General features: G+C 43.4%; 13 protein-coding genes and 3 tRNA genes. 8 read left to right on the forward strand and 8 right to left on the reverse strand.

Annotated elements, in window-relative coordinates:
• Positions 1–4 precede the first annotated feature (4 nt).
• Positions 5–1657 carry an acyl-CoA dehydrogenase family protein gene (locus tag ACY3FQ_RS14090; protein ID WP_010325831.1) on the reverse strand — a complete coding sequence of 551 codons (1653 nt, stop codon included), beginning with the start codon at positions 1655–1657 and terminating at the stop codon, positions 5–7.
• 78 nt (positions 1658–1735) lie between these two features.
• Here ACY3FQ_RS14090 and ACY3FQ_RS14095 point away from each other — a divergent pair, with 78 nt between their 5' ends.
• Complete coding sequence (locus ACY3FQ_RS14095) at positions 1736–2353, forward strand: TetR/AcrR family transcriptional regulator (RefSeq protein WP_029574933.1); 618 nt, start codon at positions 1736–1738, stop codon at positions 2351–2353.
• Between the two features lie 120 nt (positions 2354–2473).
• On the opposite strand, the gene ACY3FQ_RS14100 is transcribed toward ACY3FQ_RS14095, so the two are convergent.
• The 4 genes from ACY3FQ_RS14100 to ACY3FQ_RS14115 form a co-directional block, all read right to left on the reverse strand.
• Entirely contained in the window at positions 2474–2983 is a 510-nt protein-coding gene (locus tag ACY3FQ_RS14100) for a hypothetical protein (protein WP_010325829.1), read from the reverse strand.
• Positions 2984–3121: 138 nt separating this feature from the next.
• Complete coding sequence (gene katG / locus ACY3FQ_RS14105; protein WP_010325828.1) at positions 3122–5314, reverse strand: catalase/peroxidase HPI; 2193 nt, start codon at positions 5312–5314, stop codon at positions 3122–3124.
• 433 nt (positions 5315–5747) lie between these two features.
• The gene (locus ACY3FQ_RS14110) at positions 5748–6803 is read right to left on the reverse strand and encodes an MBL fold metallo-hydrolase (protein WP_010325827.1); all 1056 of its coding nucleotides are present in this window, start codon (positions 6801–6803) and stop codon (positions 5748–5750) included.
• Between the two features lie 70 nt (positions 6804–6873).
• The gene (locus ACY3FQ_RS14115; protein ID WP_010325826.1) at positions 6874–7812 is read right to left on the reverse strand and encodes a cation diffusion facilitator family transporter; all 939 of its coding nucleotides are present in this window, start codon (positions 7810–7812) and stop codon (positions 6874–6876) included.
• A 318-nt stretch (positions 7813–8130) separates the two neighbouring features.
• Here ACY3FQ_RS14115 and hcaR point away from each other — a divergent pair, with 318 nt between their 5' ends.
• Positions 8131–9030 carry a DNA-binding transcriptional regulator HcaR gene (hcaR, locus tag ACY3FQ_RS14120; RefSeq protein WP_010325825.1) on the forward strand — a complete coding sequence of 300 codons (900 nt, stop codon included), beginning with the start codon at positions 8131–8133 and terminating at the stop codon, positions 9028–9030.
• Positions 9031–9336: 306 nt separating this feature from the next.
• A complete protein-coding gene (locus ACY3FQ_RS14125) occupies positions 9337–10014 on the forward strand; it encodes a DUF1345 domain-containing protein (RefSeq protein WP_010325824.1) in 678 nt (225 codons plus the stop codon).
• Positions 10015–10273: 259 nt separating this feature from the next.
• On the opposite strand, the gene ACY3FQ_RS14130 is transcribed toward ACY3FQ_RS14125, so the two are convergent.
• Positions 10274–10942, reverse strand: coding sequence for an HAD-IA family hydrolase (locus ACY3FQ_RS14130; protein WP_010325823.1), 669 nt, complete (start codon positions 10940–10942; stop codon positions 10274–10276).
• Between the two features lie 269 nt (positions 10943–11211).
• Positions 11212–12150 (reverse strand): RluA family pseudouridine synthase, encoded by a 939-nt coding sequence (locus ACY3FQ_RS14135; RefSeq protein WP_004692575.1) that lies wholly within the window; start codon positions 12148–12150, stop codon positions 11212–11214.
• A 757-nt stretch (positions 12151–12907) separates the two neighbouring features.
• On the opposite strand from ACY3FQ_RS14135, the gene ACY3FQ_RS14140 reads away from it, so the two are divergent.
• The 5 genes from ACY3FQ_RS14140 (at position 12908) to ACY3FQ_RS14160 (ending at position 18881) form a co-directional block, all read left to right on the forward strand.
• Complete coding sequence (locus ACY3FQ_RS14140; protein WP_010325822.1) at positions 12908–16390, forward strand: Rne/Rng family ribonuclease; 3483 nt, start codon at positions 12908–12910, stop codon at positions 16388–16390.
• A gap of 170 nt (positions 16391–16560) precedes the next feature.
• Positions 16561–18402: a long-chain-acyl-CoA synthetase gene (locus tag ACY3FQ_RS14145; RefSeq protein WP_010325821.1), complete on the forward strand. Its 1842-nt coding sequence runs from the start codon at positions 16561–16563 to the stop codon at positions 18400–18402.
• Positions 18403–18532: 130 nt separating this feature from the next.
• Positions 18533–18608 (forward strand) — tRNA-Lys (locus tag ACY3FQ_RS14150).
• A 19-nt stretch (positions 18609–18627) separates the two neighbouring features.
• Positions 18628–18703, forward strand: a tRNA-Lys gene (locus ACY3FQ_RS14155).
• A 102-nt stretch (positions 18704–18805) separates the two neighbouring features.
• Positions 18806–18881 (forward strand) — tRNA-Lys (locus ACY3FQ_RS14160).
• Positions 18882–19024: 143 nt separating this feature from the next.
• On the opposite strand, the gene ACY3FQ_RS14165 is transcribed toward ACY3FQ_RS14160, so the two are convergent.
• Entirely contained in the window at positions 19025–19669 is a 645-nt protein-coding gene (locus ACY3FQ_RS14165) for a hypothetical protein (protein WP_010325820.1), read from the reverse strand.
• Positions 19670–19856: the final 187 nt, after the last annotated feature.

Consider the following 19856-nt stretch of genomic DNA (forward strand, 5'->3'; position numbering starts at 1 on the left):
AGCTTTAAGCTACAAATGCTCTATGCAGTAGTCGTTCTACGTCGGGTTGTTTCATCTCAAGCATCCCGACAACCCGACCATGAAATGGACTATAACGGCTTTGAATAAAGCCATCAGCCACATAGTCTGGTGCATGCCGTTTCAGCAGGACTGCTTGTGCCAAAATCACTAAACGGCTGACCAAACTGCGCCCCATAAATTGTAGTTCTTCAGGTGTCTGTTGGAACAACTGAAATAGATTTTGCAGCTCTTGTTTCAACTGTTCATCTTGCATAGCCGTGGTAGCCAAATCTTGAAACAGGATTTCAATCGACTCTACATCACGGCTGATAGCACGCAGCACATCCAAACACATGACATTGCCTGAGCCTTCCCAAATGGTATTGACTGGCGCTTCTTTAAAAATACGCGCCATGATGCCGTTGTCGACATAGCCATTGCCGCCAAAAACCTCCATCATTTCCCCTGTCAGCTCAACCGCACGTTTGCATATCCAGAACTTCGACGCTGGGGTCATAATACGTTTCCACGCCACAGACAGCGCATCATCCGTTTCATAGCAGTGTGCCAAGTGGAAACTGAGTTGCATTGCCGCTTCCGTTTCTAAGACTAAATCTGCCAGTACGGCGCGCATCAGTGGTTGTTCAACCAGAAGCTTACCAAAGGCTTTACGCTGACGGGTATAGGCAATGCATTGCACCAAGGCTTGTCTGAGCATGGCAGTACTGCCCACTGAGCAGGTTAAACGGGTGTAATTCGCCATTTCTATAATGGTGGGAATACCGCGCCCAGCGTCCCCAATCATAATGCCCCACGCCTCTTTAAATTCGACTTCCGAGCTAGAGTTACTTCGGTTGCCGACTTTTTCTTTTAAGCGTTGCACATGAATTGGATTCTTGGTGCCATCCTCCAGCCAGCGCGGTACAAAGAAACAGGCCAAACCATCTTGTTCCGTCTTTGCCACCACCAAATGCGCATCACACATCGGTGCAGAGAAAAACCATTTATGCCCTGTGAGCAAATAGCCTTGACCGCGTCCCGACTCAGCGACTGGTACAGCAATGGTTTCATTGGCACGGACATCTGAACCACCTTGCTTTTCAGTCATGCCCATGCCTAGCCAAATCGATTTTTTCTGGCTAATCGGTATATCACGTTCATCGTATTCTGTCGAAAGTAACTTATCGCCGATTTTAGCCCACAGTTCAGGTTCGCGTTGAATCAGTGGAATACTGCCTAAGGTCATCGAATTTGGGCACAAATTCCCACACTCCACCTGCCCTGCCAAATAAAAACGCGCTGCCCATTCGACCCATTTTGAGGGTGAATTGGGCTGATTAAACGGATGTGCGTGGGTATCGAACTGACGATTTAATCCCATCCATTTATGCCATGCGGGATGAAACTCGATAGAGTCTTTACGGCGTCCACGGGCATCAAAGGCATGTAATATGGGCGTATGCCTATTGGCGAGCTCGGCATAATCATAATATTCCGCTGAACCAACGGCTTTTCCCATCTCTGTGAGTCTTGCCTGATCCTGACTGCCATAACGAGTGAGAATTTCTTGTAAAACGGTATCGGTTTCAAACAGGTTATAATTTTCCAGTTCATCGAACTGATTACTGATTTGATGGGTCATCCATGCGGTATTCATGTCACTTTGCTCTTGTTATGCTGTACTTTTCATTTCAGTATAGAGAAAAATTGAGTCTGCCATGTTCAGCTTTGTGCTATGAAGAATCCTGAGATCCAAGTCCGCCGTAGGCCACGCCAATCCAGAGCTAAACTCACCCAAGAGGCTTTGCAAGAAAGTTTTGTTCGGCTTTTGCATGAGCGCCATGCGCACGAAATTACCATTCGGGAAATTACCGATGTGGCGGGAGTCGGTTTAGGTACCTTTTATGAGTACTTTTCAAAGAAGGAAGATTTGGTTGCATTGACCATTCATCAGCATGTGAAAACTAATGCGGAGCAGCTAAAAAGTTATGCACAAAGCCTGATGGAGTTATCCACAAAATTAACTTTTGAGTGCTATTTACAGCAGATTATTCACTTTCAGCTTGAGCAGATTCAGGCCCGACAGTTTCTTTGGGCGCAGACTTTTTTGCTTGAACGACAGGTTTCAAACATTGAAAGTTACCGTAAAAGTTATGCCATGATGGTGCAAATGTGGCACAGCATTCTTAAGCCTTATATTGATGATGAAGTACAACTTCAGCAAATGAGTTTAAATGTGCAACGGGTGTGTTATGGCTTTGTGTCGCAGACTTTACTGGTCGAGCCTGAGTTTGGGGAGTGGCATCAACTTGAAAAGGATATCCATCAAGGTCTGGTGAAACTTAATTTTTAATAAAAATAGGCTTTTTATTCATTTTCGCACTTACATTTAAATGATAAACATTTGATATATAAAACAATACTAAGCAGTTATTCCTATAAGCTATATTATGTTAAATTGAAGTTTTAGTAGCTAAAGATTTGGAAAGCGAATTTTTGTTTCAGCTTTTCTAATTTCATTACTGGTAAAAGAAATAGTTGTTCCTAGTGAATAAGCATAGATTCCTTGAATAGAATCATTAGATGATTCATATGAAATATAGAATCCGTTATCAACTCTATTCACCCATTCGAAATTCATTTTATATTTTTCAAATAGAAATTCGATAATTTTCTTTTTTAACTCTATATCATTTGTATCAATATCATAAGCGATGCAATGAAGCTTACCTTGCCATTCTTGAAGTGAAATAGATCCAACTGGGGTTGCGAATATATACCAGTTTGATTCTTTGATGAAATTCACGTTTGGAGTATGTTTTTCTAAATTGAATTTAGTCTGAATAGTTGAAAAATCTGAACCAATTTCAAATATAAACGGTTTTAGTACTTTATCTTGATTCAGTGTATTGGTCTCTGCATGTAATAAATTATTAGTAAAAAGTGAAATGAAAGCCATCAAGATCAAAAAAGCGTTTGACATAAGTAATTCTAAATTTAAATTTTCATAAAATGAATAGAATACATACTATACAAAACCAAACTTTTAAATTAAACAATATCAGCACCTTATAATCTATAAAAAACCGCTCTTTTGAGCGGTTTTTTATTTCAGTGATAACTACTTCACGTCAAAACGGTCTGCATTCATTACTTTCACCCAAGCCGCAACAAAGTCTTTTACAAACTTCTCTTTGTTGTCATCTTGCGCATACACTTCTGCATATGAACGTAAAATCGAGTTTGAACCAAACACTAAATCTACACGTGTCGCCGTCCATTTGGTTGCCCCTGTCGCACGGTCTACAATTTCATAACGGTTTTTACCCACGGGTTTCCAGTTATATTTCATATCCGTTAAGTTCACAAAGAAGTCATTGCTCAATACCCCCACGCGAGCCGTCAACACGCCTTCTGGTGTACCTCCATAGTTTGTGCCGAGTACACGCATACCACCGACTAGAACCGTCATTTCAGGTGCAGTCAAACCCAGTAATTGTGCACGGTCTAACAACATTTCTTCAGGCTGTACGCTGTAATCTTCTTTGACCCAGTTACGGAAACCATCATGCTTAGGGAGTAAATCTTCAAAAGAATACACATCTGTTTGCTCTTGAGTCGCATCACCTCGTCCTGCAAGGAATGGAACTTTGATATTCACACCCGCAGCATGCGCCGCTTTTTCAACGGCTGCCGTACCGCCCAATACAATCAAGTCCGCAATAGTGACTTTTTTCGCCAGACCCGCCTGAATTTCTTCAAGTTTCGCCAAAACTTTAGCTAAACGCTCAGGCTCATTGCCCACCCAGTCTTTTTGTGGTGCAAGACGAATACGCGCCCCATTGGCGCCACCACGGTAGTCGGAACCACGGAAAGTCCGAGCACTATCCCAAGCAGTATTAATCAATTCAACCGAAGTTAAACCGCTATTCAGCAACTTCGCTTTTAAGTCTTCAATTTCAGCTTCAGACAAAACATAATCGACCGATGGAATTGGGTCTTGCCAAATCAGATCATCATTCGGTACATCTGCACCTAAATAGCGGGATTTTGGTCCCATGTCACGGTGAGTGAGCTTATACCAAGCACGCGCAAACACTTCAGACAAGTAAGCTGGATCTGCATAAAAACGCTCTGAAATTTTGCGGTATTCAGGGTCCATTTTCAGCGCCATATCAGCATCAGTCATCATTGGGTTGCGGCGTACATTCGGGTTATGTGCATCAACAGGTTTATCTTCCTCTTTGATGTTAATCGGTTCCCATTGTTTCGCACCCGCAGGACTGGTGGTTTTTTCCCATTCATAAGTGAACAACAGATAGAAAAACTCGTTATCCCATTTGGTCGGGTGTGTGGTCCAAGCCCCTTCTAAACCACTGACCATGGTGTTCGCGCCATTGCCTGTACCTTCTGAGTTATGCCAACCGAGACCTTGGAATTCTACATCCGCGCTTTCGACATCTGCCCCTAATTTTTCGGCTTTACCATTTCCGTGCGCTTTACCTACGGTGTGACCACCCGCAGTGAGTGCTACGGTTTCTTCATCATCCATTCCCATACGGTCAAAAGTAACACGCATGTCTTGTGCAGTACGAAGTGGATCTTGGACGCCATCAACCCCTTCTGGATTGACGTAGATTAAACCCATTTGTACCGCAGCTAATGGATTTTCAAGCGATTTACGGTCTTGGTCATTGGCATAACGGTTTGCTGTTGGTGCCAGCCATTGACGCTCTTCCCCCCAATAAATGTCTTTTTCGGGTGCCCAAATATCTAGACGGCCTCCACCAAAACCAAAGGTTTTTAGACCTGCTTCTTCATAAGCCACGGTCCCTGCAAGAACGATTAAATCGCCCCATGAAATTTTGTTGCCATATTTACGTTTGATTGGCCAAAGCAGGCGACGGCCTTTATCGGTGTTGACGTTATCAGGCCAACTGTTGAGGGGTGCAAAACGTTGGTTCCCTGTGTTGGCGCCGCCACGTCCATCTTGTTTACGGTAAGAACCCGCCAAGTGCCATGCGGTACGCACAAACATCCCAATGTAACTGCCATAGTCAGATGGCCACCATTCTTGGCTGCTGTTGATGAGTTCACGAAGATCTTGTTTCACCGCTTCTAAATCCAATGATTTGAATGCAGCTGCATAGTCAAAATCAGGATCCATCGGGTTGGTTTTTTTATCGTGTTGCGACAGGATGTCGAGATTGAGCGCATTGGGCCACCAATCAGAATTATTGGTGCTGGCTAAACTCGTTTGTCCACCATCTTTCTGGTGAAATGGACAACCTGATGCTTGCATATTCTGTGTCATGTCGAGCTCCAAATTTGATCATCAAATTATGATTATCATGAACCGTTTAAAGTAATTATTACTGTTCTAACATAGCCCCTTTTGATGACAATCAAAAGCGAGTTTTACGAATAAAAACAATCGGATTCTTCTATGTAAATATTTAAGAAAAAAAGAATTTTAATTTTTCAACAAGATAAGATTCGATGAAAACACAGCAAAAAGAAAGGCTTTTTATGCGAGGTTGATGGGCATTTTCAATTGAGTTTATCGATTAAAACTTAGACAACCCTTACCAGCAATGAGCGCGGCTCAGCTTGAGCAAAATTAAACAATAAAAGAGGCATACTTTCGGTTTTTAGATTTTATTTGAAAGATATTTTGGTGATGTCCGTATGGTCTCGGTGATGACTGTTTTGCCAGCCATCACCTGATCTTATACTTAAAGCGTTCATTACACGCTTAAACGTCGACCTTCTCTTAAGCAGACAAATGGATTCATCAGCTTCGAGCTATTTTTCATCGCCACTTTCAAATCAATCTCAGGCTGTTCTCGGCTTTCATCGGTCAGCTGAAAAGTGCGATAGTGAATGGCCATCGAGCATTTGGCATGCAGGTCTTTATGCGCTTGAAAGGCATCTTGCGGATTCATATGCATATAGCGCATCAGCTCACGCGGTTCATACGCCCCGATGGGCAGTAATGCAATTCGCGGTGCGCCAAAACGCTGATGCAGCTCTTTAAAGTGCGGTGAATAACCCGTATCGCCCGCAAAATAAGCATAGTCAGCGCCACAGTGAATATTAAACCCACCCCATAACGCACGGTTTTGATCACGCAGCCCACGGCCAGAACCATGCTGTGCTGGGGTATAGACCAGTTTTAAATCATGCAGACGTGCCGACTGCCACCAGTCCATTTCCAACACTTGTAAGTGCTTGGGCAAATACCATGCATTGCCTAGCCCTGTGTAAATGGGCATGGCGAAACGCTCATACAACCAGTTCAGACTGGCAATATCCATATGGTCATAGTGGTTATGGCTCAAAAGCACTGCATGGATGGTCGGTAAATCTTCCAAGGCAATGCCAGCAGGCATAACACGGCGTGGACCTCGCCCTTGCTTCGGACTGACATGTTCCGCCCAAACAGGATCGGTCAATAAGTTATAGGGCCCAATTTGAAGTAATACCGTGGCATGCCCCACAAACCACACCTGCCAATCCTTTAAATCGGCATGGGGGCGATCTTGCGGTAGGCTCTTTTTATCGGCATGAAAGTGCGCATACTCTTGCGCCAAGTCCACATTCCATGTCGAAGATTTACGCTTAATCAACCATTTCAGCAAGTCGCCTCGACTACGGCCCTCAGGTCGACGAACCGAATTGACAAAGCGAGTCCCGTTATAATGGTCGGAGTGTAGGAACTGAAATTCGGGCTGCCGCCATGTATGGGACATGGTATTTTCAGTCGGAATTTGATAATGGAGTTCAGTTGATTTTGGCTTCATTTAACGTCGTTATCTTTATTGCAATACACCAGTAACAGGACCAGTTTTGAAAACTGACCTCTACCTTAACCTATTCCAAGCGTCCTTGCATTCGCTCTAACCACACTTTTTTTGATTGCGGCTTCACAAAGAGTGCCACAATCTCAGGATGATTTTGTTTAATTTTTGCTTCAATGCGATTGACACACGCTTCTATCTCATCGGTAGTCAGGTGATCTTCAAACTCCACGCTCAATGAGGCCAAAACCTGTTTGGCACCCATTTGTTCGGTCAGTAAGCCGTTGGCCGACAATACGTCTTCATCATCTTGGGCAATTTTTAAGATATTTTGCCGTACATGCAGGTCTGCGGTTTCCCCAAGCAGCAAACCTTTGGTTTCCCGTGCCAAAAGAAAAGCAGACACCGCCAGAACCAGCCCAATCAGAATGGACGCCACCCCATCCAGTGCAGGCATATTTAAACGATGTGCCAAATAAATACCCAGAAAGGCAATCAACAGACCAATTAATGCAGCAGAGTCTTCAAACAGAACTGTAAACGTGGTGGGGTCTTTACTGCGACGAAAGGCCTCAAAATAACCTTGCTGACCTTTCGCCTTACGAAACACTTTCAGAGCAACACACCATGAAATACCTTCACTTACAAATGCAAAGCCAAGTACAACATAATTGATGGTCGGGTTTAAAATGGGTTCAGGGTGCAAAATGTGCATGATCCCATTGTACATAGACACCAATGCCCCTAAGGCAAAGACCATAAGAGATACAATGAAGGCCCAAAAATATAGCTCTCGCCCGTAGCCAAAAGGATGGTTAAAGTTGGCAGGTTTATTCGACTTCTTCAGTCCATATAACAGTAAAATTTCGTTTAAGGTATCCACAACAGAGTGAATGGCTTCACTCAACATGGCAGAGCTGTTGGTCAAATAAGCCGCAATAAATTTTACCAGCGCAATGGCTAAATTCCCCAACAGCGCGGCATAGACCACCAGTTTATTTGAATCTGCCATATCGATTTTTAGCTCATATGTTCAATTAAATTATATTTATGTTTTTATCATATCCAATTTCAGCAAAACGCAATTGTATTTTTATGTAGTTCACCTCACCCGATTTTCAGGTAATTGGAATGAACTATTTTCAATATTTAATTAATACCTTTTAGCAATTATTAAAAAAGTGATTTCATATAGAAAAGTCTTAAGACTCAATCCAAGATCATTTATTTTCTAAATAATTGAATCATCTTCACGGCATCATTGTTTATCGATTATACTTTACCGCAGTCATGGTAAGACATTTTTTGGATTAGTCAGTGGGTTATTTATATGGAACTTAGACACCTTCGCTATTTCATTACTGTTGCTGAAGAACTGAACTTTAGTAAAGCAGCACTGAAACTTTATACCGCTCAACCTTCATTAAGTCAGCAAATCAAAGACCTTGAAGAAGATGTCGGCGTACAGTTACTGTATCGAACCAAGCGAAAAGTTGAACTCACGGAAGAAGGCGCTGTTTTCCTTGAACAAGCACGTCTCACCCTAGCTCAGGCAGACAAAGCGGTCGCTATGGCACGCCAAGTGTCGCAAGCCAAACAGCAGATGCTGCGCATTGGTTTTGTCCCTGTGGCGGAAATGAAAATCTTTCCTTATGTACTACCCAATTTACGAGTACAAAACCCAGAGTTAAAAATTGAGTTATTCAGTATGAACAATACTGAGCAACTACGTTTGCTGAAAAAAGGGGAGTTGGACATTAGCTTTACACGAAATAATGTCCATAGTGATGAAATCGAAAGCCAGTTTGTACTGCGTGAACCACTCATTTTCCTGTTGCCGAAAGACCATCCTTTGGCCAAATATGAGCGAATTCCGGTTAAAGCATTAAATGGCATTGATTTTATTATTCCCGCAGCCGAGCAGTCACAGACTTTACACCAGACGATTTTAGACTTTGCCAAAGCTCATAATGTCGAATTCAACATTGTGCAAAAAGCGGACAATATTCTGTTCAATATCAATGCGATTGGCTTGGGGCTCGGCTGTACAATTTTACCTGGTTATGTTGCGCCACTTAGCATGAACAACACGGTAATTCGTCCACTTGAGGTTGAGCTGCCGTATTTGGATCTGTATGTGAACTATCGTAAAAATAACAGCTCACTGGCAGTGACTAAATTTATAGAATTACTGACTCGGGTATTTTATTTGGATATTAACCGCGAATAAATCCGCAGTGAGTTCTAATTACTCATCTCATTCGGCGCGCCACTATTTTCTGAATAAAATAAATAGTTACGCGCCTTTCTCATAGACCAATCCTCTGCATGAAAAGCGTATTTTCATCCTTTTGTTTTTAAGCGATGTCGATGACATCGCGCTTTTTCATTTTGTATTCTTTTTAAGCTAGGATAGGCTAAGAAAAACAGGCTTTTGTCAAGTTCCCTACAACTGAAGTCCGAACACAGACTGGTACTGAAGTAGATCTTGCGACTTTAGCTGCACGAAAAAAATAAAACGAAGAAGGAGAAAATTATGCCGATACCCACTTTACAGCGTTTAAAAACAGCAATGAAATTTCGCCCCTTCTTTTTCATTAGTTTTTTGCTGACTGCTGTTTTTTATACGCTGCTGAATATATTTACCGACTGGTCTTGGTCGACCAATTTATTGATCAGTTGGAATATTGCCGTCTCAAGTTATTTAGTCAAAACCATGACCACCCTGTGGTCTGTTGACCATCGGCACATTCTGCAACATGCACAACAGCAAGATGCCAGTAAATGGATCATTCTACTGTTGGTGATCCTGACTTTGCTCATGTGCTTAATTGCGATTGTATTGGAATTGACTCATCTTCCGAATGACCCAACCATCAAATATGGGCACTTAGCGCTGTCCTTACTCACCATTATTAGCGCATGGTTCTTTATGCATACCGTATTTGCCATTCATTATGCACATGACTATTATCTGGCTCTCGCAGATCAACAAGATGCTGGCTTAGACTTTCCCAAAACGGCTCAACCAACCTATCCCGACTTTTTATATTTTAGTTATGTGATTGGCACTTCTGCGCAAACCGCGGATGTTTCCATTACCTCACGTTCGATGCGTATTCTTAATATTCTGCACATTATTTTAGCTTATGGTTTTAATACCTCTATTCTCGCCATTAGCATCAATGTCGCGGCGGGTTTTATCACGCTATAAATACCCTGTTTTTCATTTCTTGCTCATCTTCACAAATGACAACCATCGAATATAAAGGCGATGATTGAAGTTCTTTCTGCGACAACATCACAAAAAAAGCCCCATCAAAGAGCTTTTTCAAATTACAAATCCAAAAGTTAAATGAAACGTTCATTCGCCTTAAAACATACTAAAGACAAAAACTTTAAAGATGATCGCCCCAAAACAGGCAGGCTCACTCTGACCAGCGTCCACAGGCTATATATTTGGACTACTCAAGTTAAATCACTTGTTTAAGGTCAACATATTGTAATAAATGCTGCTGCAAGCTCGGCACATCATCCGCGATGGCTAAAGGTTGATATTGTCTGAGCGTTTCAGGTGTATGCACCCCATAACTCACCCCGATTCTCGGCATGGCAATAGTACGCGCCATCTCTAGATCATAACTGGTATCACCGACCATAATCGCGCGTTCAGCAGACACGCCCGTTTCAGCTAAAATCTCTTCCAACATCAAAGGATCCGGTTTAGATTTGGTCTCACTGGCTGCACGCGTTGCCACAAATAATGCTTGGCTCTGCGTTTGCGCCAATACTCGATCTAAGCCTTTACGGCTTTTACCTGTCGCAACCGCCAACTGTAAACCTGCTTCACGTAAGCCATTCAACATATCGGCTACGCCGTCGAACCAAACATCACCTTTCGAGTTCGCCACATAATGCTCGGCATAGCATTGCAAAATCTCAGTATGTAGCTCAGGCACTTGAGGAAATAATCGCTGCGCGACTTCTGGCAAACCTAAACCAATAATACTTTTTGCTGCATCAGCAGCTAAAGGTTGTGCAAATTGCTGCGCGGCAAACAGTAAACTCGCCACAATCTGCCCCACTGAATCAAATAATGTCCCATCCCAATCAAAGATAATCAGTTCTACAGGTTTATTCATGCTGGGGTTCCAATATTTACTTTTATAAAGACAATTTACACGATGCATTTGCTACACAATGGCGACAAGGATGCGCCGTTGAGCTGACTTGCATTTCACTTTAAATCAGTGCTTAAAGCGCGTTCAAGACGTTCCATCAGCTCAACAAAAGATTTTTGTTACTTTGCATCTTTAAAATTAAAGATGACCAATACAGCATCATTTTAAATTAATCACAACCAACAAAAGTCATGGCGTTATCACCTCTTCTAAAATGAAAGGGAAAAGACTTAATCCTTCTTCTGCGCTCTTAATTGCGCCACAATACTCTGCATATCTTCAGGTAACGGTGCTTCAATCGGTGCATAACCAGGGATGTCTAAACGCATTGCATGCAGACATAAACGACGTGGCTTCGGCCCTTTATATTCTGTTTCATGACCATACTTATCATCACCGACCAATGGATGACCAATGCTTAAACCATGCACACGAATTTGATGGGTACGCCCTGAAAGCGGCGATGCATAGACTAAGGTTGCATGCATAAAACGCTCAGCCACATTCCACTGCGTTTTAGACTCTTTACCTTCACTCGACACACGCACACGACGTTCCCCATTGGCCAGTTCATAACGGTGCAAAGGCGCATCAATTAACTGCTTGTCTAAACTCACCACACCTTTGACTACAGCAGCGTAAGTTTTCTTAATTTTGTGTTCACGCAACATGTCTTGCAAACTTTTTAAGACACTACGTTTTTTAGAAATCATCACCAAACCTGAGGTATCACGGTCAATACGATGAATCAGTTCTAAATATTTTTTACCTGTCGCGGCACGTAAGCCTTCAATCAGACCATAAGCAACACCACTGCCGCCATGCACGGCAATGCCAGATGGTTTATTGACAACCATCAATCCTTCATCTTCATACACCACACGGCTCAGTAAACTCTGTGCTACTTTGTCAGAAACAGGCGCCGCATTTTCATCTTTTTGTTCATAGCGAATCGGGGCCACACGAATCTGGTCACCAATAGACAACTTAGTTTCTGCTTTTATACGCTTTTTATTCACGCGAACCTGACCTTCACGAATCAGGCGATAAATACGACTTTTAGGCACACCTTTTAAACGGCTAAATAAAAAGTTATCAATCCGTTGCCCTGCTTGATGCTCGTCCACTTCAAACCACGTCACGTTTTGCCATTGTTGGGTAGAATTCATACAGTTACTGCGACCTAAAAAATACGGAATTTGAATAAAAAATGACCATTTAGGCTATGCTTTACACAAGAAAGACTAGCTTAGCCCATAGGCAGATGGTACAAGGTTTGATATAGTCAGCGCACGGATACCACCATAAGTGAGTCAAAAGCTTAATCATTTCAATTTTAAATTGAATAGTTAAGAAAATAACTCAACTCAGCTTGGAACGGTCCCAAAAGAATTATGCCGACGCCGAAGGCTTATTATATCGGCAAAACAGCAAACTGTTAGGTTTAATTGTGCATCTGCACATAAATCAGTTTGCCCCAAAAAAATATGTGACCAACGAAGGTTGGTTTTTAAACGTAAACTGATATACATCAGATTAGTCGCTCCCTGATGTCGTATTCAGGCCACAGCGTTGATGCATATGGATCTGTTCAGTTGTAAAGGTACGATGATAATTCCGTATCAAGACACCCTATCCAAAAAGAAGGGTTGCTCTTCGAGCAAATGTGACAGTGAAAGTTACTTACATCCAATGCACCGCTTGTCCGCCAGTGAAACGCGCAGGAGACTTTAATCGTTTAAAGATTGAAGCCGTATTGCCATCATCAATATGTGAATCAAAACCGAAGCCGATCAAAAAGGCAGGTAATAAAACTCAGACCACAATCGGTTTATTTGAGATCTGAGCAAAATTGGTCCGTGATGTTTGATGTTCGCTACGTGTTTAGCGATAGTTTGCTGTGTATCACTATTAGGTGTTACACCCATGAAACGTATGTTGATTAATGCAACACATGCAGAAGAGATTCGCGTTGCACTTGTCACTGGGCAGCGTCTTTACGATTTTGACTTAGAAAATCGTACCCGTGAACAAAAAAAATCCAATATCTATAAAGGTCACGTGACTCGCGTTGAGCCTTCTTTAGAAGCCGTCTTTGTTGAATATGGTGCGGGACGTCAAGGCTTCTTGTCTATGCGTGAAATCGCAAACTCTTATTACAAAGCTGACCCTCGCCAAACTTCCAATATTCGTGAACTGATTACTGAAGGCACTGAGCTTTTAGTACAGGTAGAGAAAGAAGAACGTGGCAACAAAGGTGCTGCACTCTCTACCTTCATTTCTTTAGCTGGTCGCTACTTGGTACTCATGCCAAACAACCCGAAAGGTGGTGGTATTAGCCGTCAAATTTCAGGTTCAGTACGTGAAGAATTGAAAGAAATGTTGGCGTCGTTAAATGTACCTCGTGGCATGAGCGTAATTGTACGTACTGCGGGTATTGGCCGTTCTCAAGAAGAATTACAACTCGACCTACAGCACTTACTTGATCTTTGGGCGCAAATCCAAAACACAGCAAGTTCTGGTCCATCACCAATGCTGGTTCACCAAGAAGCAGGCGTGGTGACACGTGCGATTCGTGATTATTTACGTGATGATGTTGCTGAAATCTTAATTGATTCAGAGCAAGCCTATAACGAAGCCTATAACTTCGTAAAAGCAGTCATGCCTCGTCAAATCGACAAGTTAAAAACCTATACGCTAAATGAGCCGTTATTTGCGCATTTTGGTATTGAAAGCCAAATTCAAACAGCTTATGAACGTGAAGTTAAACTTCCTTCAGGCGGTTCAATCGTTATTGACCAAACCGAAGCATTAGTGTCAATTGACATTAACTCTGCAAAATCAACCCGTGGTAGTGACGTTGAAGATACAGCGCTCAATACCAACCTTGAAGCAGCGGAAGAAATTGCACGTCAACTGCGTTTACGTGACATTGGTGGTTTGGTTGTAATCGACTTTATCGACATGACCAAAGACCGTAACCAACGTATGGTTGAAGCGAAACTTCGCGAAGCAACACAAAGCGATCGTGCCCGTATCCAATTCGGTCAATTGTCTCGTTTTGGCTTGATGGAAATGAGCCGTCAACGTCTACGCCCTTCGCTTGAAGAAGCAACAGGTTATGTCTGCCCGCGCTGTCATGGCACAGGTATGGTGCGTGACTTGCGTTCATTATCGCTTTCAATTATGCGTAAAGTTGAAGAAATTGCGCTGCGCGAACGTCATGGGGAAGTTCAAGTACAGGTTCCTGTTGAAATTGCAGCATTCTTATTGAATGAAAAGCGTCACACGTTGGTTTACCTCGAACAAACCTCAGGTGTTCGTGTGACAGTGCTTCCGCACCCACACTTAGAAACCCCACATTACGAAATTTCGTATAACCCTGAAGGCTTTGCACCAACCAGCTATGAGCGTACAGAAGCAACACGTTTAAGCGAAAAAGAGTTGGGTTACGAGTCATCAGAATGGCATTTAGATGGTGCAGATCATGTGCATCAACATGCTGCTCCTGCACCTGCACCTGCACAACAAGAAAAAGGCAACAAAAAACCACGTAACAACGCGCCACAACAACAAGTTGCGCAACAAGCCCCTGTTCAAGCTGCACCATCAAGTAGCCCATGTGCATGGCTAGAGAACTTGTTTGTACAAAAACAAGCTGCGACTGTCGATCAATCACGTTCTGCAAATAATGCTGCTGCTGCCATTGAGCAAATGGTGAATGGTGGTGCAGTGAGCCGTGGTCAGTTTGGTCAAGTTGGCACGCCTGCTGTGGCACCTGTCGCGCCAAGCAACAATGTCTACATGAGCTCTGCACCTGTTCATGCAAAATCTGAACACCGTGAAGATAAGCATGTAGAAAAAGAAGAACGCGGCACACGCCACAACAAAAAGCGCCCTAATAAGCACAAAGAGTCACGTGAGCAAAATGCGCAACATGACAACCAAGTTCATGAAGAAATTGTGCAGGTCTCTCGTCAAGATCAACAGCGCCAAGATCGTTATGAACAACGCCCTGAACGCAATGAACCACAACGCCAAGACCGTCATGAACAACGCTCTGAGCGCAGTGAACAACAACGTCAAGACCGCTCAGAGCGCAGTGAACAGCAACGTCAGGAACCGCGTGAAAACAAGCGTTCATCACGTCGCCAACACGGTGAACAACAGCAAAACACTGATGTTCAAAACGAACAGCAAAATGTAATGCCACGTCGTGACCGCCGTAACCAACCTCGTCCAGAGCGCCCAAATCGCCACCGCGATCCAAGTGTATTAAATGAGCAAGCGACTGAAGCAGCGCCAGCTGTGGTTCAAGAACCTCAAGTTAAAGTTGAGTTGATTGAAGCACCGCGTCAAGAAATGATCACAACAGCCCATGTGGTCAATGTCGATCAAGCGCAAAGTGAAATCGTGGCATTAACTCCGCCTGCACACACCGAAACCAAGCCTCAGCAAGCTGCTGTTGCGAAAGCAGAAGTTGAAGTAAAAGCTGAGAAAGTGGTACAGGAGAAAGCAACTGAAGTTGTAGTAGCACCTGCTGAACAACAAGCAGAGCAAAAACCACGTGAAAGCGTAAAACGTGCCAGCAATGACCCACGCCAACGCCGTCGCCAGCAACGCGCTGCACACACACAGCAAACTGAAACACCTAAACTCACACCTTCACAGGTGCCAACTTTAGGTCAGTACACCATCAGCAGCTTGATTCGCCATGTCTATGGTGAAGACTGTTCAGTGCTGATTGAGCAGTTTGGTTTAATTCCAACCTTCAACCGTGCCCTTCAGAAATTTACTGAAGAGTATGCAGCAACGTTAAGCAAAACTGTGACAACGACTGCTGTTGAAGCAGAGAAAAAACCGGTCACCCGTGATGTTGAAATCACAAAAGCGCAGCCTGAAGCAGAGCCAGTTCCAGTATTGGACCTGACACCGCCTGCACCTGTGTCTGAACAACGTGTTGCAAATGACCCGCGTGAGCGTCGTCGTTTAGCTAAACTTGCTGCTGAACAAGCCAAACAAGCACGCGAAACAGCACCTGTTGCTGAATCGTCAGCGCCTGAAACAGCGGTTGTTGCAGAAACGCTTGCTGAAGAAGCTGCACCCGTTGTAACTCCACAGGAAAGCGAACCTGTTCTTGCAACAGAAAGCGAAGCGCCTGTTGCCGTTGAAAGCAGCGAAGTGAAAAGCTCAGCTGATGTAGCTGCGGTTGAAGAAGTGGAAGTTGTTGTTGCTCCAGTTCAAGCCAAAGCGCCTAGAGCGTCAAAGCAAGCTGAAAAAGTAGAAGTAACTGAAACTGTAGCGGAAACAGCTGCGGATGAGTCAGACAAATCAGACTCGGACAAGCCAGTTCGCCCACGTCGTCCACGTGGTCGTCCACCGAAAAAAGCGAGCCCGACTGAGTCGTAATTCGCCCTAGAGTTGTAAATTTAAAAAACCTAGTCATGTCAGTGGCTAGGTTTTTTTGTTATTTTCGTCAGATTAGGTTGATTGCACTAGACCGAAACGATTAAAAGAACAAGTGTAGAAACTGAGCACTATTCAAACGCATTGGATTGCATAAAATAATTAGGATTCATATGAGCCAACACCCATCACATGACCTCATTGGTATTACCGACGTTGCAGCAAAACTTCCTCAATTCATCAGTAAAGTTCCCAACTTACTCAGTGGATTAAAACAAGCATATTTACGGACCCCAAACACCCCAGCAGGTCTCGGGATTGCTTTTGAAAAAGCAGTGAAGCGCAACCCTCACGGTATGGCCTTGCTTTTTGAAGATCAAAAATTTAGTTACCAAGCCCTCAACGAATGGGCAAACCAAATCGGGCATTATTTTTTATCCATCGGGGCAAAAAAGGGGGATGTCATCACAGTGATGATTGAAAACCGTCCTGAATTGGTTGCAACCGTGATTGCACTTGCCAAAATTGGCGTTACTGCGGCTTTAGTCAACACCTCTCAAGTCGGTAAAGTGCTGGCGCATAGTATTAATCTAGTCAAGCCCATCGCAGTCATCGTGGGTGAAGAATGCCGTGCCGCAGTTGATGAAATCCGTCATGATTTAAATCTCTCTGCGGATCGTTTCTATTGGTTTGCTGACCAAGAAACCCAAAAAGATGCAGACCTTGCACCGCAAGGTTTTAGTAATCTTGCTGAAAAAATTGATGCCTTTGCCAAATTCAATACCCCAACCACACACAGTGTGTTGGGTAAAGATGGCTTATTTTATATTTACACCTCAGGTACAACCGGTCTACCTAAAGCCGTTATTTTCACACATAGCCGCTGGACGTTGGCTTATGGAACCTACGGGCACGTACTCAACCTCGGTAAAGACGATGTGATGTATGTCACCTTGCCGCTGTACCATGCAACGGGCATTGTGGTGTGTTGGTGTGGCGTGATTGCGGGTGCGGGCACCTTGGCTTTACGCCGTAAGTACTCCACTTCTGCTTTTTGGAAAGATGTGCAAAAGTTCGATGCCTCTGCCATTGGCTATGTCGGTGAGTTATGTCGCTACCTCATGGATGCATCACCTTCAGCGTTAGAAAAAGGCCACCGTGTCACCAAAATGATCGGCAATGGCATGCGTCCGAATATTTGGGACAAATTCAAACAGCGGTTTGGTATTGAAGAAATTTTAGAGCTTTATGCATCAAGTGAAGGCAATGTCGGCTTTAGCAATGTATTTAACTTTGACAACACTGTCGGTTTTTCACCCACGCCTTATGCCATTATCCAGTTTGATAAAGAAAAAAATGCGCCTGTTTATGATGCCAAAGGTGGCTGTATCAAGGTCAAAAAAGGCGAAGTTGGTTTATTGATCGGTAAAATTACTCGCCGCTCCCCTTTTGATGGCTATACCGACCCTGAAAAAAATAAATCAGTGATTCTTAAAGATGTCTTCAAGTCTGGCGATGCTTATTTCAACACAGGGGACTTAGTCCGCGACATTGGTTTCCGTCATGCCCAATTCGTCGACCGCTTAGGCGATACCTTCCGCTGGAAAGGCGAAAATGTGTCCACGACTGAAGTTGAAAACATGGTTAGTGAATATGACAAAATCACCGAAGCTGTAGTATATGGTGTTGAAATTCCAAACACCAATGGTCGTGCGGGAATGGCTGCGATTACACTGGCAGACGGCGCTGAACTGAATGAGCAGGATTTATCCCAAATGCTCGTGAGCTTTAAAAAATGTCTGCCTGCCTATGCTGTACCCGTTTTCTTACGCGTACAAAAGCAAGTTGAAACTACAGGAACGTTTAAATACCAAAAGAACAAGCTCAAAGAACAAGCCTTTGACCCGAAAAAAACGGATGAACGCTTGCTGGTCCTGTTACCCAACAGCAGTACCTATGCAGATTTAACGCAACAAGTCTTTGATAACATTCAAGCCTATCAATATCGCTTCTAAACTCGAATTGCTTGTTTTTTAGCTACCTAATCGCAAATTTGTTGTATTTATAATCAAACATCAACAAGTTTGCGATTTTTTACTTGCGCTCGATGCATATCTTGCTACAATACGCTCCATCAAATGATATGGGTCGTTAGCTCAGCTGGTAGAGCAGCGGACTTTTAATCCGTTGGTCCCGCGTTCGAATCGCGGACGACCCACCATTCCTTTGATACCCTTGATGGGTCGTTAGCTCAGCTGGTAGAGCAGCGGACTTTTAATCCGTTGGTCCCGCGTTCGAATCGCGGACGACCCACCATCTTTCTTGTAAAATCTAATTTTACAAACCTGCTCAGGTTCGAATGCTTTAAAAATTTCTTTTTTAAACTTTCAGCGAATACTCTTTCGCATACCTTGCTCAGGGTCGTTAGCTCAGCTGGTAGAGCAGCGGACTTTTAATCCGTTGGTCCCGCGTTCGAATCGCGGACGACCCACCATTTATTTAAATCCTCTTTAATTGCATTGATATGACGTTTATTTAGCGACATGCTATTTAAGTCATAAAATTCGCACGCTGTTCATTTCTTCACTATTTTTATTCTTCAGTCTTATTCTGTTGCTTTGCCCAATTCCATTTTAACTATGAATTAGGCTCACGCTTTAATGTATACGCACGCTCTAATTTCGGAAAACCTCGTGCATACAATTTTTGGTTAGTGGCATCTAGATTATTACTTTTATCTAAATCCATTTGCAGCGTTTGCGAATCCACCACGCGATAATAAAAATTAATCCCCTCTTTACGATGCACAATCAACTCTGTTCGCTCTTTATTCATGGTCCATGTATCACGGCGATAACTTAAGTTTGAAAAGCCAGGGCGTTGTTTTTCTGAAAAGACCTTACCCAAACGCACAATGCTGCGATGCACCGTACCATCAGGTAAAAAATTGAGAATAAAATCAGCCTTCCCTGTTTCACAAGGGAAAAAATAACCATCACATTGAATTTGTGTGCGATAACGCCCAATAAACTGCTGTTCACTAATATCAAGCGTACGAGGTGCATACTCCGAATCATCTTGCATGGTTGCCCGTCCTGCCACCTCAGTCAGCTTCTTCCCTGACTCAGGCGAAACAGCAGCGTCCCCTACCGTGCTATTTTCATGTTGTTGTGATGCCTCCGACAGCCCACCATCACAGCCAGCTAACGATACACCGATTAGCGCCACCGCTCCTTGCAGTAATGCGCCAATCAAACCCTGATGCTTTCGTTTCAACTTCATTCCACACTCACTTCCTGCACGTGATTAATATCCATAACCATCACGAGTTTTTCCATCCTGACCCTTGGTGTTTTCTCGGATTCAAATGACTTGCTGACTTTAAGCAGCTAGCTCAACACCAAAGAGAGCACATTTTAATCCCGATCAAAACCATAGCTTTTATCTCTTTACATAACTTTACTTTTTA

Source organism: Acinetobacter sp. AB03 (assembly GCF_058107045.1).

Excerpts from the sequence above, each read along its gene's own strand:
- ACY3FQ_RS14090 (WP_010325831.1), bottom strand. The coding sequence starts at position 1,657 with ATGAATACCGCATGGATGACCCATCAAATCAGTAATCAGTTCGATGAA.
- ACY3FQ_RS14095 (WP_029574933.1), top strand. The coding sequence starts at position 1,736 with ATGAAGAATCCTGAGATCCAAGTCCGCCGTAGGCCACGCCAATCCAGA.
- ACY3FQ_RS14100 (WP_010325829.1), bottom strand. The coding sequence starts at position 2,983 with ATGTCAAACGCTTTTTTGATCTTGATGGCTTTCATTTCACTTTTTACT.
- katG (WP_010325828.1), bottom strand. The coding sequence starts at position 5,314 with ATGACACAGAATATGCAAGCATCAGGTTGTCCATTTCACCAGAAAGAT.
- ACY3FQ_RS14110 (WP_010325827.1), bottom strand. The coding sequence starts at position 6,803 with ATGAAGCCAAAATCAACTGAACTCCATTATCAAATTCCGACTGAAAAT.
- ACY3FQ_RS14115 (WP_010325826.1), bottom strand. The coding sequence starts at position 7,812 with ATGGCAGATTCAAATAAACTGGTGGTCTATGCCGCGCTGTTGGGGAAT.
- hcaR (WP_010325825.1), top strand. The coding sequence starts at position 8,131 with ATGGAACTTAGACACCTTCGCTATTTCATTACTGTTGCTGAAGAACTG.
- ACY3FQ_RS14125 (WP_010325824.1), top strand. The coding sequence starts at position 9,337 with ATGCCGATACCCACTTTACAGCGTTTAAAAACAGCAATGAAATTTCGC.
- ACY3FQ_RS14130 (WP_010325823.1), bottom strand. The coding sequence starts at position 10,942 with ATGAATAAACCTGTAGAACTGATTATCTTTGATTGGGATGGGACATTA.
- ACY3FQ_RS14135 (WP_004692575.1), bottom strand. The coding sequence starts at position 12,150 with ATGAATTCTACCCAACAATGGCAAAACGTGACGTGGTTTGAAGTGGAC.
- ACY3FQ_RS14140 (WP_010325822.1), top strand. The coding sequence starts at position 12,908 with ATGAAACGTATGTTGATTAATGCAACACATGCAGAAGAGATTCGCGTT.
- ACY3FQ_RS14145 (WP_010325821.1), top strand. The coding sequence starts at position 16,561 with ATGAGCCAACACCCATCACATGACCTCATTGGTATTACCGACGTTGCA.
- ACY3FQ_RS14165 (WP_010325820.1), bottom strand. The coding sequence starts at position 19,669 with ATGAAGTTGAAACGAAAGCATCAGGGTTTGATTGGCGCATTACTGCAA.